This window comes from Methanosarcina sp. 2.H.A.1B.4 (assembly GCF_000979385.1).
GTDB lineage: Archaea > Halobacteriota > Methanosarcinia > Methanosarcinales > Methanosarcinaceae > Methanosarcina.
This window is the reverse complement of record NZ_JJOV01000019.1, coordinates 32,963-48,144: the sequence shown is the minus strand read 5'-3', so window position 1 is coordinate 48,144 and position 15,182 is coordinate 32,963. Positions and strand designations below refer to the sequence as shown.

General features: G+C 44.4%; 13 protein-coding genes and 1 pseudogene. 8 read left to right on the top strand and 6 right to left on the bottom strand.

Annotation, left to right across the window (positions count from 1 at the left end; all coding sequences use genetic code 11):
- Window positions 1–320: 320 nt before the first annotated feature.
- On the top strand, window positions 321–551 hold the full coding sequence (locus EO92_RS03615; protein WP_048169358.1) for a ferredoxin: 231 nt from the start codon (window positions 321–323) through the stop codon (window positions 549–551).
- Between the two features lie 176 nt (window positions 552–727).
- Here EO92_RS03615 and EO92_RS03610 read toward each other — a convergent pair whose 3' ends face one another.
- Window positions 728–1,504 (bottom strand): winged helix-turn-helix domain-containing protein, encoded by a 777-nt coding sequence (locus tag EO92_RS03610; protein WP_048169357.1) that lies wholly within the window; start codon window positions 1,502–1,504, stop codon window positions 728–730.
- Between the two features lie 267 nt (window positions 1,505–1,771).
- Here EO92_RS03610 and EO92_RS03605 point away from each other — a divergent pair, with 267 nt between their 5' ends.
- The gene (locus tag EO92_RS03605) at window positions 1,772–1,972 is read left to right on the top strand and encodes a hypothetical protein (RefSeq protein WP_048134524.1); all 201 of its coding nucleotides are present in this window, start codon (window positions 1,772–1,774) and stop codon (window positions 1,970–1,972) included.
- A gap of 247 nt (window positions 1,973–2,219) precedes the next feature.
- Window positions 2,220–2,657, top strand: coding sequence for a CoA-binding protein (locus tag EO92_RS03600; RefSeq protein ID WP_048169355.1), 438 nt, complete (start codon window positions 2,220–2,222; stop codon window positions 2,655–2,657).
- Window positions 2,658–2,830: 173 nt separating this feature from the next.
- Here the strand turns inward: EO92_RS03600 and EO92_RS03595 are convergent.
- Window positions 2,831–3,079, bottom strand: a pseudogene (locus EO92_RS03595) (tetratricopeptide repeat protein); the annotation flags it as partial.
- Window positions 3,080–3,377: 298 nt separating this feature from the next.
- Between EO92_RS03595 and EO92_RS03590 the strand changes: the two are divergent.
- A complete protein-coding gene (locus tag EO92_RS03590) occupies window positions 3,378–3,947 on the top strand; it encodes an RDD family protein (RefSeq protein ID WP_162197442.1) in 570 nt (189 codons plus the stop codon).
- Window positions 3,948–4,036: 89 nt separating this feature from the next.
- Here EO92_RS03590 and EO92_RS03585 read toward each other — a convergent pair whose 3' ends face one another.
- Window positions 4,037–5,431, bottom strand: a complete 1,395-nt coding sequence (locus EO92_RS03585) for a DUF2252 domain-containing protein (RefSeq protein WP_235283161.1) — start codon at window positions 5,429–5,431, stop codon at window positions 4,037–4,039.
- 216 nt (window positions 5,432–5,647) lie between these two features.
- On the bottom strand, window positions 5,648–7,084 hold the full coding sequence (locus tag EO92_RS03580) for a tetratricopeptide repeat protein (protein WP_235283160.1): 1,437 nt from the start codon (window positions 7,082–7,084) through the stop codon (window positions 5,648–5,650).
- A 255-nt stretch (window positions 7,085–7,339) separates the two neighbouring features.
- Here EO92_RS03580 and EO92_RS03575 point away from each other — a divergent pair, with 255 nt between their 5' ends.
- From EO92_RS03575 to EO92_RS03560, 4 genes are all read left to right on the top strand, one after another.
- Window positions 7,340–8,146, top strand: a complete 807-nt coding sequence (locus EO92_RS03575) for a YbaY family lipoprotein (RefSeq protein WP_162197441.1) — start codon at window positions 7,340–7,342, stop codon at window positions 8,144–8,146.
- A gap of 773 nt (window positions 8,147–8,919) precedes the next feature.
- Complete coding sequence (locus tag EO92_RS03570; RefSeq protein ID WP_048133270.1) at window positions 8,920–9,294, top strand: response regulator; 375 nt, start codon at window positions 8,920–8,922, stop codon at window positions 9,292–9,294.
- Between the two features lie 40 nt (window positions 9,295–9,334).
- Window positions 9,335–10,381, top strand: a complete 1,047-nt coding sequence (locus EO92_RS03565; RefSeq protein WP_048169377.1) for a PAS domain-containing protein — start codon at window positions 9,335–9,337, stop codon at window positions 10,379–10,381.
- Window positions 10,382–10,949: 568 nt separating this feature from the next.
- Complete coding sequence (locus tag EO92_RS03560; RefSeq protein ID WP_048169345.1) at window positions 10,950–12,938, top strand: hypothetical protein; 1,989 nt, start codon at window positions 10,950–10,952, stop codon at window positions 12,936–12,938.
- 141 nt (window positions 12,939–13,079) lie between these two features.
- On the opposite strand, the gene EO92_RS03555 is transcribed toward EO92_RS03560, so the two are convergent.
- Both EO92_RS03555 and EO92_RS03550 read right to left on the bottom strand, forming a co-directional pair.
- Window positions 13,080–14,162 (bottom strand): hypothetical protein, encoded by a 1,083-nt coding sequence (locus EO92_RS03555; protein ID WP_048169343.1) that lies wholly within the window; start codon window positions 14,160–14,162, stop codon window positions 13,080–13,082.
- Window positions 14,163–14,484: 322 nt separating this feature from the next.
- Window positions 14,485–15,174 carry a DUF72 domain-containing protein gene (locus tag EO92_RS03550; protein WP_048169341.1) on the bottom strand — a complete coding sequence of 230 codons (690 nt, stop codon included), beginning with the start codon at window positions 15,172–15,174 and terminating at the stop codon, window positions 14,485–14,487.
- Window positions 15,175–15,182: the final 8 nt, after the last annotated feature.

Sequence of the window (15,182 nt, the reverse complement as noted above, 5' to 3'; positions counted from 1 at the left end):
TTTCACCTGCGGAACGCGGGGAAGAGCTTGGGGACTTGCCCTCAATAGAGGGAGGAATGAACCAAGAAGCCACTCAGTCTTTAGCTGAGTGGTAGTTCACATGCAAATTCAACTCTTTTAGAGAAATTATTACTTTTCTTGAAGAAACGTAAAATAGTTACTGACATTGTTCTCTTTTTTGAGATGGATTACGATTTAAAGAATCACATGGCCAATCAAGGAACGATGTGTGCTAAAAAAGTCGATTTCGAATGTTAAAATATATATAAAAATCATCTAATTACTCTTATTGTGAGATAAACACAATTGGGGAGTGAAATATGGCTGATAAGACAGATAAAGTTGCGGAAAATATTCCCGGACCTTATTATGTAGATTATGAATGTATCGCATGCAACTTATGTGTGGATACATCACCAGAGAACTTTAAAATGACTGATGATGACTCTAACGCTTATGTATATAAGCAGCCGGACACTGATGAGGAAAAGGAAGCCTGTGAGGAGGCATTGGCAGGCTGCCCGGTTGAGGCAATAGGAAACGACGGCTAAAATTGCCTGTTCGATTTAAGTTTATTTCCTTAATTTTTTTCTGTATATCTATTTTTAGTTCGAGCAATTTCCTTCTCTATTTTGCAGGTTTGCAGTTTTTCTACAGTTTTTCTACAATTTTTCTACAGTTTTTCTACAGATTTTTTACAGGTTTTTTACAGCTGTTATTATATTCTTTATTCTGTCAACTCAATTTCGGAATAGATTCTGGAGAGCCCCTGAAGGGTGGAATACCCTTTTCTTGTGATGATATAGTCCCCGCGTTCATTCCTCTGTAAAACCATGCCCGTATCAAGCAGTTTCTGCAGGTGGAAGAGCAGGTTTCCACCGCGAAGTCCTGTGAGTTTCGAAAGCTCTGAGAAGGTCTTGCTTTCCCCTGAAAGTGCCTTTAGCATCAAAAGCCTCTGTTTATTTGCTACAGGCTCACAGACCTCAGAGACTATCCTTTCAGGCTCGATTGCACTTATATCCCCGTTTTCGTCTTTTTCTTCCCTGTCTTCATAGATCTGAAGGGAGCGCATAAGTTTTACCTGTTTATCAAAAAGATTGCTGGCTTCTGAAAAGCACCTGCTGCATTGAGGGGTTTTTGCTTCCTTCTTTAATTCTTCAAGCTTGTCCCTGTACATCCTGACAGTTCCCGCCTCGACCCTTCCTCTGCCAACAAGCCCTGCAGTTTCCTGTAAAAGGTCTTTAAACGCCGTTTCACAGAGTTCCCGCGTCTTACAGTTCCTGGTCATCTGGCTGTGCATCCTCTCGTTTGCGTCCTCGCAGAGGTAGTCTACCATGGGCTTCATGAAGTTCTTCCTCATCTCTCCCAGCATCCCTTCAATGTGCTGCTGGTTTGCCCTCTGCAAAAACCGTGAGAACTCATTCCGAAGAGAAGTTACCTCTTCCCTGATGGAGTGCAGTTCCTCTTTGTAGTAGACGTCAGTATCTCCGCTCGCAGTTTCCATTCTTATCAGCCTCTATGCCTATTGAAAAACCGGATTGCGTTAAATTAAAGGTAAATTATTTAAGGTTAGTCTAATTAACGATCAGGTCGGTCTAATCAACAATCATTTATATGAAGGACATATTATTTTTATCCACTGTATATTATTTTTATTAATTCCAGATCCTTTTTATTAAGGGTTATTTTTCTGTACCATTGGACGTTTGTACACAATTATGACGCTCAAGTATATAAATATATACAGCTTTTTAGAGTCCGGTGATAATGAATGGAATTACAGGACATAAACAACTTCGTACAGACTGCTAATGAAGAACAGCTCAAAGCCTTCGGGTTCCTTGGCCAGTGGATGATGGAAAACGGACCAAAGTACTGCACCTGTCCTTCAAAGTGCAACCAGAACTGTGAGCTTGCAAAAGCACTGGGCGGGGCACTCCAGGCTGCCGGGCAGAGGCTTCAGGGCCAGTAATTGAAAGAGTAAGCAGAATTCCTACTTGAGTTCTGCTGCCCCTTCATATTTTCTTCTTCGGCTTTGAGGCATTATAGGATTTGCTGCTGCTTTTTACGCTTTTCGTACCATTTTACGCAATTTTTGAATAAATCTGCCATATAGACCCGCTACATAGACCTGGGGGTTACAACACATTTATTGCCTGAATGACAGATTTTAATGTATAAATCAAATTATGAAACTATGAAACAAGGGGGAATTTAATATGGAACCAACAGCCTCAGATTGGATTAACTTCTGGGATGCAAACAGTTTTGCAGTGATTACCGACAATACAAAGCCAGCCATGAGATGGGCTGCTTCGGAACTCAAAAAGCAGGGCAAAAAAGTCTATGTCGTTGACCTCTCCGAAAAACCCGACCCCAGCTCCCTGAAAAGCGTTTCCGAACTTCCGACCGGCCTGGACCGTGCCATCATCGGCATAACAAAATCCGAACCCGGAGACCTGATCCCCGTCCTTAAAGAAAAAGGCGCCAAAAAAGCCTGGATCCACTGGAAAACCGAAACCGAAAAAGCTCTCAGTACCTGCAGAGATGAAGAACTTGAATACCTGGCAGGCCGCTGCCCCATGATGTACCTCGGAAGCGGGCTCAGCATACATGGACTGCACAGGGCGATTGCAAAGATGACGGGGAAATATTGAAAAAAAGGATGGGTTTTATTCACTATTATGAACCTTTTTGTGTTCACTGTTTCAAAACCCGGTCCCTATCCCCGTTCGCGCAGTGAACGGCTTTCTCATAACGCAACTCTGAGAAGTAATCTCTGCATAACAGACCACATGAATGCAAGCGATTCAATCCTGTGAAGCAAATTTCATTTTTCTTTCATTTTCTCCTTAAGAGCCTGAATATTTTGTTCGATTGTCTTTAAATATGGATGAGCAGGACCAAGTTTACTTTTAAATATCCTAAGGGAGCGTTCAAGCAGGGGCAAAGCCTCATCATATTTCTCAATGCGATAATAGAGTCCTGCTAGATTGTTTGGCGTGGTGGCAACTGATGGGTGTTCCGGTCCCAGCACCTTTTCACTGATTTCTAGATCCCGCTTATAAAGTGGGAGTGCTTTTTCGTAAAGGCGGTTTCAAATGCTTCGATGAATTCTTTCCTGTCAACAAAAGGCCTCTCTTTTTTTCCCAATTAAAGGTGTAGGACAAACTGCCAATCAATTCCTCCGCCAGGAGTGCAGGTCAACTAAAAATTTCCAATATTTGAGTGTGTTTTGAGGTTGTTCTATATTACTCTGCTGAATTCTTTCGATTCCAAAAATCGAAAAGCCTTTTCTAAAACTCGACCAAAAACTTTTTAAGTTTTCCCAGAGGGATATGTTTAATCTCATCAAAAAAATTGCGTATAACGGGGGAATGGTTAATACGGAAAACGTTAACATTACCGGTGAGAGCGGTAAGTGTTTTGAATCGATCAATGAGTCAAAAACAGTTGAAAAAGTTGACTTAACTGAAGTATGGAAAAGATGTGCAGCTTATATACTTGACATCTTTATCGTAAATCTGTTTGCTTTTCTTGTTCTTATAGCTAGCACGTTAACTATCGGTCCTCTGACTGAGATATATGGCATAGCCTTTGCAAATCTGGCACTTTTCGCTTATTTTGTTTACTTTGAAAGTTCAGCAGGGCAGGCAACACCCGGAAAAATGTGGATGAATCTGAAAGTGGTGGACCTTGAAGGCAGGAGGATCTCTTTCGTGAGGGCATTTTTCAGGTACTTTGCAAGAGGAATGCCGGCTCTTGTCCTGGTAGTCGTAGATGTAGCCGCTAACGGAGTGGGCATAGTTAACGCGCATCTGGTCTGGTACTTCTTCATACCTTTCGTGACATATATCCCGATTCTTTTTATGGAAGATGGGATGGGCGTTCACGATATACTGGCATGTACGGTTGTTGTGAAAGGCTCAGCCGGAAATAAGGAGTAATTCAAAGAATAATTCTTTCACTCTATCTTTTTCGATAAATTTATCTTTTTCGATAAATTTATCTTTTTCGATAAATTTTTCCTTTTTTTTCATATGCCTTTTTCAGCTGTAATGCGGCCGGACTTTACCGCCTCTTTCAGTGCTTGATAATCTCTTTCTGTCTGGTCGGCGTAAGCTACAGCAAAATCGGTTACGGCCTCGCAAAAAGTGTCACTCTTGCCAATGTATCCTGAAATGGAGGCTGCATCACCGGTCCTGGCGTGAGCCCGGGCGAGGCACACGCTGCACACCTTGAGATATGTTTCCAGGCCGGCTTCGTCCAGGGAATTCACGTCAAACGAGCCCTTCATATCTTTCAACTGACGCCAGTAGTACTGGATTCCAGTTGCCGGGTCCTCGATCCATCCCAGAAAAATATCACTGGCAGCCTGCATTAGCTTCTGTCCAACCACCACGCGCCGTGCCTGGCTGGCAGAATCCTTTTTTTCGACATAGGATTCCAGGGTCGAGGGGCCGGCCTCTTTCAGTTGCAGTATCAGAGCTTCATCTTTTTCAGTTCCTTCGAGAAGAAATATAATGCAGCGCGTCCCAATGCTTCCAATGCCGCCGACCCGCAAAGCCCCGTCAGAGATCCGAAAGTGTGAAACGAGGTGGTGTCGTTCCTCGGGCAGTGTGTTCACGAAATCCTGGTACAGCTTTTTAACATACTGTTCTGTCATTTCGGCTTTTCGTTCTTCGGGCAGGATCTCACTCAGACGCGCAAGGAGCGGAGGATCATTGCGAATTCGCCTCCTACCGTCGACCACCTCGGTGAGCTTTTCTATTGCATGCTCCCACGTACTCTCACGTGCTTTCTTGACTACTTTTTGAGCACTTTTCCCAGCCTTCCTGGAGGATTTCTCAAAGACCTCAAGGACCTTCTCCACCTCTACGTTGTAATACCACACGTCCAGAAAGGCAGACTGGGCAAAACGTACCATGGCCCTGCGATAGTATCTGCTGACAACCATTGCCAGTTTCCGGTTCACATCATCTTCAAATCCGTTTTCCCTTCCTGCGACCACCGCACTGGCAGCCAGGCGCTTGAGGTCCCATTCCCAGGGGCCGGGATAGGTCTCATCAAAATCGTTAATGTCGAAGACCAGCTTGCGCTCCGGGGTGGCGAAAATTCCGAAGTTTAACAGGTGCGCATCCCCGCAGAGCTGCACCTGCAGCCCGGTCACCGGGGTTGTGGCCAGGTCGGAAGCCATCACAACAGCCGAACCTCGCATGAAGGTAAAGGGTGACTCCAGCATGCGGCCGTATTTGATGGGCAAAAGGTGTTTCAGACGGTTCTTGTCCTGTTCCTGAAGCAGGAGGATCGGGTCGGATCGAGAAGGGTCAGGTACCCAGATCCCGTGGTTTCTGCGGGGTACATTTTTTCTCAGGGCCCTGCCCCTGTCCTGAAGATCTCGGATAGTAGTCATCCTTTGATTTTCTGACACCTCTAATCCCCCTGAATCATCTGGCTACCTTTTTTCGAACTCGTTTTTCGATTACATCAATAATTATTATATATATTCGCCAATATAAAAACGGCTGTGCCAGGATCCGGGGGAACGACCGAGATCTGTAATTAATTTTTCTCTGTAATATTAACCGATTGAAGACAGACTAATTAACCGATTGAAGATAGACTACCTGCGAGCGTTGAATAATTCTTATTTCCGCCAGCTCCTCTCCATTTTTTCATACAGGCCCAGTAAATTATTTCGCGTGATCTTGAAGTAGGGGTGGTCGGGTCCGTATTCTTTTTCTATTATGTCAAGGGCTTTTTCGTAAAGGTCGATTGCGGTTTCGTATTCGCCCATACTTTCGTGAAGGCCTGCGAGGTTGTTCAGGGTCGTTCCAACATCTGGGTGGGTTGGGCCGAGTGTGTTTTCATAGATCTTGAGGGCTCGTGTGTAGAGGGGGAGGGCATTTTTGTGCTGGCCGAGGATCCTGTGCAGTTCGCCAAGATTATTTAAGGTCTTGGCAACCTCGGGATTGTCCGGCCCAAGGACACGCTCACGGATTTCAAGGGCTCGCGTGTAAAGTTCAAGGGCTTTTTCATGACGGCCTTTCTGGACATAGACGCCTGCAAGGTTGTTCAGGGTCGTAGCAAAGCCGGCGTGTTCGGTTTTTCCCAGTTTTTCCATGATCTCCAGAGAGCGCGTATAAAGAATCAGGGCTTTTTCATACCTTGTTGTCTGGAAATAAAGCAGGGCAAGGTTGTTTAAGGTCTGGGCTATCTGCGGGTGTTCTTTTCCGTATACCTTTTCCTGAAGTTTCAGAGCCTGCCCGTATCTTTCCTCGGCTTCCTCAAGTTTTCCCATTTCCGAGAGCAGGACTCCAAGATTGTTCAGGGTGCCGGCAGTATAAGCCATGACTTTTTTATTCTCGGGCTCCTTTTCCGCAAGTTTTTCAAGCAGCCCGAGGGCATGGATGAAAAGTTCTTCCGCTTTTTCCGGCCTTTCTATTCCCTTATAATAAAAAGCCATCCTGTTAAGTGTCCTGACAGCTCCCGGATTCTCCGGACTCAGAAACTTTTCCTGAATTTCAAGGGCACGGTTATAATACAGAAGGGCTTCTTCCTGCCTGTCCATAACATAGTAGAGAATTCCAAGTTCACTGAGCGTATCGCCGGTCTCAGGTTGCTCCGGGCCTGAAGTTTTTTCACGGATGCTGAGTGCTCTTGAAAATAACTTAAGGGATTCTTCGTGCTTTCCCATGTAACGATAAATCCCTGCAAGCCCGTTCAACACACCTGCAGTTCCGGGATCTTCCGGCTCCAGTTCCCTTTCCGCAGTATCAAGCAGCTCTTCATACATGGGTAAAAGTATTTGCCAGGTTGCAGACCTGTAGAAGGGCTCAGCCAGGGAGGTAAACCACTCCACAAGTTCCTCAGGTCCCATTACCTCTTTTGCATATCTGAAAGCCTCCTGCAGTGCGACCTCATCGTCGGAGGTGACCAGTTCAGGGTCCAGGTTCTTTAGCTGCTTCTCGTAGCGCTCAAACAGAGCCCGTTTCTCATCTTCCCGCTTTTTGTTTTTCTCATCAGCTCTACTTGCGGCTGAAATTTCCTCTTTTTTAGAGCCATTTGTCGAATTAATCGTCATTTAACCCTCCTTCACGAAAAAACAGGATAATAAAGATCCTAAATCTAAATATTTCAAAGTCTTCCTATATTACACTATCATACGCACAAAAGCAGCATCCATTACAATTCTCAAAGTTCAGTCCTGATAACTTCGAATTGAGTTGAAGCTAAAGTAAAAATTATATCTAATGTAGAAGACCAGGCGTTTACAATAAGAAGGAGTAACATGAATACGAAAACTTTGAAAAAACTACTGAGTTTAGCTTTAATTTTGATGATACTGCCGTTAAGCGGGTGTATTGACAACAGTGGGAAGAATGTAACCTCTTCGGAAAATGAATCCCTGGTCGAAGGTGGGGATGTGCAGGAGCAGGAGCAGGAGCAGGCTTCCGAAGGCTCATATGTAGCCGGAAAGGCATCGGTCGAGAAAGTGATGATAATCATGACCCGTTCGATCCCTCCTCAGGTAAAGGTTGTGGCTTCCGGGATGCTTGGAGGGAGCTGCGAAAATATCGACAGTGAAAACATTACCATTATAAGGGAAGGGAGCCTGTTCCTTGTGGATCTGCCCACGCTTATCCAGAACGGTGTGCCCTGTACCCTTAACCTCGTCCCCTTTGAAGAATACGTTCCAATAGATATCGAAGGGCTTGAACCCGGGGAGTACACGGTCTCGGTTAATGGGGTAAACGCAAGCTTCGTGCTGGGGGACGATTCAACTCCCTCCAAAACTTACGGGACTATTCAGGGGAATATCCTTTTCGAGAGTCAGAAAGCACCTGTTGAGGACGTAACTGTCTACATCCGGCTTGAAGACGTCAGCCTTGCAGATGCTCCTTCAACCATTATTGCCGAAACCTCAATTGAAGGCGTGTCCGTGGGGCGTGAGGGGAATAATTCTATACCATTCACCATGGATTTCCCGGAACTCGCTGGTAACAGGAGTTATTCCCTCCGTGTTCACGTAGACGTTGACGGAGACGGCAGAGTTTCAAAAGGGGATTATGTGACAACCTGGCACAATGGGGTGCCTGCAGGTCAGGAAGAGGTCCAGCTGGACGTGACGGTAAGCTCGGTGTGATACTAAACTAAGGCAGCAAGTTTCAATAAGCTGCAAAATGCCCCCGTTTTAACATTTAGATCCCCTTTCAAAAATAAGGTGATTTTTGCAACAACGATTAAACTTATTGAATCTGCCGTAGGTCATAATTACAGATATCCCACAGTCCCATTTTGGAGGAAATGCGGGGGTATTCAGGTATGGCCTGACATATAACCTGACATATAACCTGACACCTGAAGAAACGGACGCAGTCTCGGACCATTATCCTGTGTATGCAGAGTTTTCGCCGTTTACGAAGGGAAATGACAGGAAAATATTAGAGGAATATTCTCCGGGTATTCTCCTGTTTTCTGGGAAACATCATTTTTTTAAGAAAAGGTATTTCATATATCTACCGATTAGGTTTTTTCTTGACAATAAACAAAGTTTTTATATGTATTGAGCACAATTACTTTTTAACTTTTAAACTTAGTAAATTCCATTGTATTTGGGGAAAACGATTAAGGTATTTAACTTACTGTCTTAACTTACTGTCTGGTAAGTTTTTCGAATTGGGGAAAACGATAGGGTACTTGATGCAATTGTCTAACCGAGTCTGCCAAAAATACTCGTTACTTTTAGCTCTGGCGTCTTAATGGATATAATTCGTAATATGGATACGAGTCAGTATATCGGCTGGTAGAAACATCTACTGCGTATATCAGTTCAGGGTTTGGAATAATAGTCTATTTGCCAGAAGCGTCTGTATTTTGCCAGGTCTCTTTATATATGCAGATTGAGGGGTCATGGAAATGAAAAGTATACTTGTAGTTGAGGATAGTCCTGCAATTATGGAACTTATCAGGTTCCTTCTTACTACTTTTGGCTATGAGAGTAGAGAAGCCATAGATGGGTTTGAAGCTCTCAAAATTGTTAAAGAAAACAGGTTCGATCTCATACTTCTTGACACACAGCTGCCAGGATTTGACGGGTTTGAAGTCCTTAAAGAGATCAAAAAGATCCCTGAAATCCGGAGGACGCCTGTAATTGCCCTTACAGCTCATGCCATGCAGGGGGATGAAGCCAGGTTCTTAAAGGCAGGATGCAGTGGCTATGTATCAAAGCCCATTGACATCGGCAGATTCAAATCAATATTAGATACATGCACAGGTTGCCAGGTATTGTAAGGAGTTTATACAGGTTCTGGTCCTTTAAGGGGGATGATGGATGGAAAATATTTCAAAGTCGCCGTTCACAAAAAGGTCTAACGAACTCATGCTTATTCTGGTCCTGGGTTTTATATTTACATTGGCAGCTTCTAGCTATAATCTTTTTGAATCTGTCGTATTGTTTGTTGAAAATTACATTCATGAGGGAATGGGACTCCTGCTCATTCTTTCGATATATACCTCGTTTGGACTGGGAATATTTTCTCTCCGAAGATGGATGGAACTCGAAAGTACCCTCACACTTTACAGGGAAGCAGAAGACGGTCTAAGGGAAAAAGATGTGATGTACAGGGCTCTATTTGAGCAGTCCAATAACGCTGTTATTATTTCGGATGGAAAAAAGGTTCTGGATATCAATAAAAAAGGTTGTGAAACTTTCGGTTTCGGGCAGAGGCGCCCACGTAATATTTCTCTACTGTCCTTCATTCCTTCTGAGTACCTTCCTGAACTTCAACAGGCGCTTAAGGAAACCTTCAAGCAGGATTCTTCTCACTTTGAAATGAGACACCAGAAACCTGACGGGGAAATTATTGATATCGAAGTTAGCCTGTCCCTTATCGACAGGAAAAACAATATTGTTCAGATTGTAGCTCAGGATATTACCAGCCTGAAAAATGCAGAAAGATGGGAGCATGAGAACCGGAAAAGGCTCCAAACCGTCCTTGACAATACACTTTGCGGTATCCTGCTGATCGAAGCTTCCTCCAGAAAAATTGTGGATGTAAATCAGGTTGCACTGAAAACTACGGGTTATTCTGAAAAGGAAATTATAGGAATGGTCTGCCACCAGTTAGTCTGCCAGGGCGGGGAAGAAGGATGTACTGACCTTTCTCTGGACCCGGCTGGAGACCTCTCGGAGGATTTTCTTTTCAAAGCCAGAGGAAAGCCCATACCAATCCTCAGAAATGTTGTGCCTGTCTCAATAGGAGGAAACGGTTATTTTGTTGAAAGTTTCATTGACCTCTCAGAACGTAAAAAGGCTGAAGAAGAATTTCTGCAGGCAAAGCTTGCAGCTACCGAAGAAAATAATATCCACGAGATTTGATTTTTGAGCCTGACGGGTCAGACTTTCCATAGATGATGAAAAGGATTGCAGTATCGTCTACGGAGCATTTGACCCCATCGTCGAGCCGGTTGAAAAGCCAGTGTTGATTCAGCTCTTGACCCTTTAAAAGAAAAGATGGGAACAGAGGCTCTGAAGGTTCTCTCCGTGTGGATGGACAGGAGCCGACAGCTAAACTTATGACCTCTATGATGGAAAATTATGGTTAATTTGACTGAAAAGGAGGATGAGTTGCTTTATAGCAAAGCTTGTTTTATAAAAACGTGTATGAATACAACTCAATTAGGGACTAACTGGATTATTTATTTTTAAAATTATTTTTTAAATAAAAAAACTTGAGTTCTATATATCCAATTAGCTTTTTTAAAAAATATTAATTATTTATAAATTTATCTATTAATTTTTATTAATATGTCATTCTTTTTTTATATTTTTTTTAAAAAAATATGTTATTATTAATCACCCTGATTAAAAATAATTTATAAAAAATGATTATCTATACACACATTTTCTTATAGGATCAGTTTCATGAATATTAAGTATGTAAATAATGCAAATATTGGGGGTATGTGCAATAAATAAACCTCTTGTGAGTTCGATAGCAATCCTGCTTTTATTCTGCTATGCTGCTCTTGCAGCTGATGTTGTGCCAACTGATATCATGCAGCCTGGCACACAGTCAAATGAAGTGAAATTTCTTGAATCTCCTGACAAGTGTGATAACTGTCATGGGGGATATGACAAAGCCGTTGAACCCGCATTCAACTGGCGCGGGAGTATGATGGCAAACGCGGGCCGCGACCCGATCTTTTGGGCCACTCTTGCAGTTGCAGAACAGGACTTCAATGGAGCGGGGGACCTCTGCATACGCTGCCACAGCCCCGGAGGATGGCTTGCCGGTCATTCCACACCCACAGACGGTTCAGGACTGACAGCTGGGGATTCTGACGGTGTTGAGTGTGATTTCTGCCATAAGGTCACAAATCCGGACAATTCCGATCCCATACTGATTGGTGTACAGAATGACCCGTTTTTGGCAAATGACCTCAACGATCAGGGTTCGGACCCTAATAATATTATAGGATACTATGGAACCGGAATGTATGCCATGTGGAACAATCCTGACAAACTGGGGCCGTATAGCGATGCTACGTCAAAGCACCGGTTTATTCAGTCCAGATTCCACCGTTCCGTCGACTTCTGCGGCACCTGTCATGATGTATCCAACCCGGCTGTAGGGGACCTTGCCCATAATTCTGGAGCGCTGGACCCAACCGGTGTGGTAGCTTCCGGAGAACCCGGTTCACCTGTCGAGGATAAGGCAGCTTTCAACAACTTCCCGTATGAGTACGGGATTGTGGAGAGGACCCAGAGTGAATATAAGGCAGGGCTTCTGTCTCAGACGCCGGTTTCGGATTACGATAGCCTTCCTGAGGTCCTTCAGGCAGGTGCGGTCAAGGCTGCCTATGACAGTGCTTTTGCGTCAGGTACCGGCGGAAACTATGCAGATGGCACTGTAAGATACTTCAGCTGCCAGAGCTGCCACGAGCCTCCAGTAGAGGGTTACGGTGCCAATAAACCCAGAACTCAGTTCAGGTCCGACCTGCCGCTTCATGACTTTACCGGCGGCAATTACTGGGTGCCGGATGCTATCCAGTATCTGGATGGCATTGGACAACTCAGGCTTGGCGGAGGGCTTACACGCACCCAGAACCAGGCAATAGATGCCGGGCAGCTCCGAGCCGGGAAACAGCTTGAGAATGCAGCTGTCCTGGAGGTAAATGGCAATACCCTGAAAGTCATAAACACTGCAGGTCACAAACTCATTACCGGATATCCCGAAGGGCGCCGGATGTGGGTAAATGTCAAGTGGTATGATGAAAGCAATAGCATTGTGAGGGAAGACGGAAAATATGGTCCGGTCCAGCTTGAGATAGATCTGGATGGAGATGGCGTGAATGACACTGTTAATACAATTCTGAACCTCAAAGATAAAAACACCAAAATATACGAGAGTCACCCCGCCATGACACAGGAATGGGCAAACCAGCTTATGGCTCAACCTTTTAATGTTCCAGTAGATCTGCCATTGAGCTATGACCGCTTTACAGGGGAGCCGGATTATACTCTCGGAGAGCTTGCTGAACAACCTGGGGGAACCACCTATAAGACGTTCCACTTTGTCCTGAACAATGCAATGGAAATGGATAACCGCATTCCGCCCTACGGAATGAGCTACGATGAGGCAAAACTCCGAAATGCACTTCCGGTTCCGGAAGAGCAGTATGGAAACCCCGGACCAAGAGGGGAGTACAATTACTGGGACGAAATAACCCTGAACCCTCCAGCTGGTGCTGTAAAAGCGGAGATACAACTCCTCTACCAGCCCACCAGCTGGGAGTATGTACTCTTCCTGTATAAGGCCAACACCGGATCGAACCCGTTCCTTGCAGAAGAAGGGAATAAACTACTGGATGCCTGGCTGAAGAACGGTATGGCAGAGCCCTATGAGATGGCATCTGCAACGTGGTATGCATAACGCTGAAGAAAGAGATGAGATGGACAAAGTGAAATTTAATATCCAGTAATAAGCCTCTTAAAAACAGGAGTTTGACTGAAAAGGATTTTGACAAAAGGGGAAATCTTTCTCCCCTTTCTCTTTTTGAATCTTAATTGGTTTTTACCAGACGACATTGTTTTTCAGGGTCGCCAGAATGTTGGTGAATTCATTGTTGAACTTACATTTTCGGAAGTCTGGGGAATCAAGGATGTTTTTCTTTACGGCCTGCATTGAAATAAGAAGGCTCATATCGGTGATGTATTCGAATCCTTCTTCGGGAGAGATGATGTTTTCTGCAAGAATTTCCAGAAACCTGGGGTCCAGGTCGTTTGTTAAGTAGGTGTCCAGAATCAGGAGGTCCATAATCCGTTTGTAGAAGTCTATGAGTTTCTGGTAGTAAGGCAAAGAACAGACACTTGCCGTATGTTTCTGGCTGTTGAGATAAATAAGATAGCGGGAGATTGTGCTTATCAGGGTTTCAACGGGCTCGCCCTTTGGGAATTTTATAGGGAACCTCTTCAGAATTTTAGGGCAAATGGTGTTGCCGGTGCACTTTTTTTCGCGGTTCCAGATTTCCGGGAAGGCTCTTGATATGGAAGAATTAAGGACGGCTGTAACGTAATGGTACATGGAAGGGTCGCCGAGAATTACTCCTATCCCACCAGCAAACACATGGTTTCCGGCTGCATCGTACGAGGCCTGCAGACGGTAGTGGTCGGTAATGATGATTTTGGGCGTGTTAATGTACTGCAAGAACCTTTCATCTTCCAGGCGGTAACAGTCGGCAGAATCAAGCTTTTCTCCCTCGGTTCCTAATTTGGATTTGATTCCCAGAAGCCTTTCATATGCCATCGGAAACTTTGTATTTAGCTCTCCTGGCTGGAAGATTCGGTATTCTTTCCTGACGCTGCAACCCCTGATCTCATAGGGCAGCATGAACCTGTACTGTGTCGCACGGATGGCAAATTCGTTGGGAAGAGCACTATCCAGGTAAGGATACATTAATTCCTGCTCTATGTTCACATTTTTGTACAGGTGTCTGCATACGTATGGTGCATCGGGGCTGTTTTCCCGCGATAGGCTAACCCTGTGCAAGAAATCATTTGTTGAGGGTACGCCTTCGAAGATCTCTACTGAGATGTCTTCCAGTGTGTGCGGGATTTTGGCAAGCCTTTCTACAATATCGTCCTTGCTCCAGAACATGTTTTTTCCCCTTTTTTACCCGGAATTATAACTTCTGTTATTATATATAATATAAGTTATTCACTCGGTACCTATTTACCGGAGATCAATTTTCATAAAATTTGACATTATAATTTAGATAAAACTTATTTTTGACCTTCTAAAGTTAACTTGTCAATTGTGAATATATATTCTTAATATAATAATCTTTTTCTAATGCCTGGTTTACGTATACAGATATTTCACTCCGCTGCAGGGGGCTTTCCAGGAGCCGAAGATCACTCGAATCTGAGTTTCTGATCCCGGTTGGAGGGGATGTTTGAAGTGCTGCACAGGGCTCTTCTCAGGTTGACAATTCATTGACGATGTCCAGCATCATTCTTGCATTTTTCAGCATATTGTGGTCGTTATTAAAGTAGACATAGGCTTTTTCCGGGCCTGCTTCAAGGATTTTTCTTGCGGTTTCCCTCATTTCCTTTCCTGAATAAGCATAGCAGTACCAGCCGTCCCGCCCATGCATCCGCAAATAAACAATTTTGCCGGGAAAGATCCGGTCTCGGAAGTCTGGGGAGTCTACAGATACGGGAGTTACTTTTTCCACAATTGTCGCACACAGCTCCTCGTCTCCCAGCATTTCTCTGTTCCGGATTTCTAAAGCAAACCTCTTCCCCAGGCCTGTGGCTTTTGCAAAGTCCAGCACTTTTCCTATGTCCTTGAACTTTGGTGGTGTCTGGAAGAGGTAAAAATCAATCAGAGGATCAAGGGGTTCGAAACGTTCCCTGAAATTGTTCCATATTTCAAAGGCTCTTTCATTGAATTGATGTTTATGGGTAACCGACATGTGGGCCTTTACGCTCCACCGCAGCCCGGCTCCTTTTACTGACCAGTTCTTTATCGTATCGAGAGAAGGAAACCTGTAAAAACTTGCATTTAGCTCTACAGCATTCAGTTTGGAATTCCTTACGAACCAGTCCAGGCTTTTCTCCTCATTCCACTCGTAGTACCAGCCGCTTGTGCCTACAAATGCCTGCATATAACCCC

What these genes read in the sequence shown, in the direction of transcription:
- EO92_RS03615 (WP_048169358.1), top strand. Translation starts at nt 321, where the DNA reads ATGGCTGATAAGACAGATAAAGTTGCGGAAAATATTCCCGGACCTTAT.
- EO92_RS03610 (WP_048169357.1), bottom strand. Translation starts at nt 1,504, where the DNA reads ATGGAAACTGCGAGCGGAGATACTGACGTCTACTACAAAGAGGAACTG.
- EO92_RS03605 (WP_048134524.1), top strand. Translation starts at nt 1,772, where the DNA reads ATGGAATTACAGGACATAAACAACTTCGTACAGACTGCTAATGAAGAA.
- EO92_RS03600 (WP_048169355.1), top strand. Translation starts at nt 2,220, where the DNA reads ATGGAACCAACAGCCTCAGATTGGATTAACTTCTGGGATGCAAACAGT.
- EO92_RS03590 (WP_162197442.1), top strand. Translation starts at nt 3,378, where the DNA reads ATGGTTAATACGGAAAACGTTAACATTACCGGTGAGAGCGGTAAGTGT.
- EO92_RS03580 (WP_235283160.1), bottom strand. Translation starts at nt 7,084, where the DNA reads ATGACGATTAATTCGACAAATGGCTCTAAAAAAGAGGAAATTTCAGCC.
- EO92_RS03575 (WP_162197441.1), top strand. Translation starts at nt 7,340, where the DNA reads ATGATACTGCCGTTAAGCGGGTGTATTGACAACAGTGGGAAGAATGTA.
- EO92_RS03570 (WP_048133270.1), top strand. Translation starts at nt 8,920, where the DNA reads ATGAAAAGTATACTTGTAGTTGAGGATAGTCCTGCAATTATGGAACTT.
- EO92_RS03565 (WP_048169377.1), top strand. Translation starts at nt 9,335, where the DNA reads ATGGAAAATATTTCAAAGTCGCCGTTCACAAAAAGGTCTAACGAACTC.
- EO92_RS03560 (WP_048169345.1), top strand. Translation starts at nt 10,950, where the DNA reads ATGCAAATATTGGGGGTATGTGCAATAAATAAACCTCTTGTGAGTTCG.
- EO92_RS03555 (WP_048169343.1), bottom strand. Translation starts at nt 14,162, where the DNA reads ATGTTCTGGAGCAAGGACGATATTGTAGAAAGGCTTGCCAAAATCCCG.
- EO92_RS03550 (WP_048169341.1), bottom strand. Translation starts at nt 15,174, where the DNA reads ATGCAGGCATTTGTAGGCACAAGCGGCTGGTACTACGAGTGGAATGAG.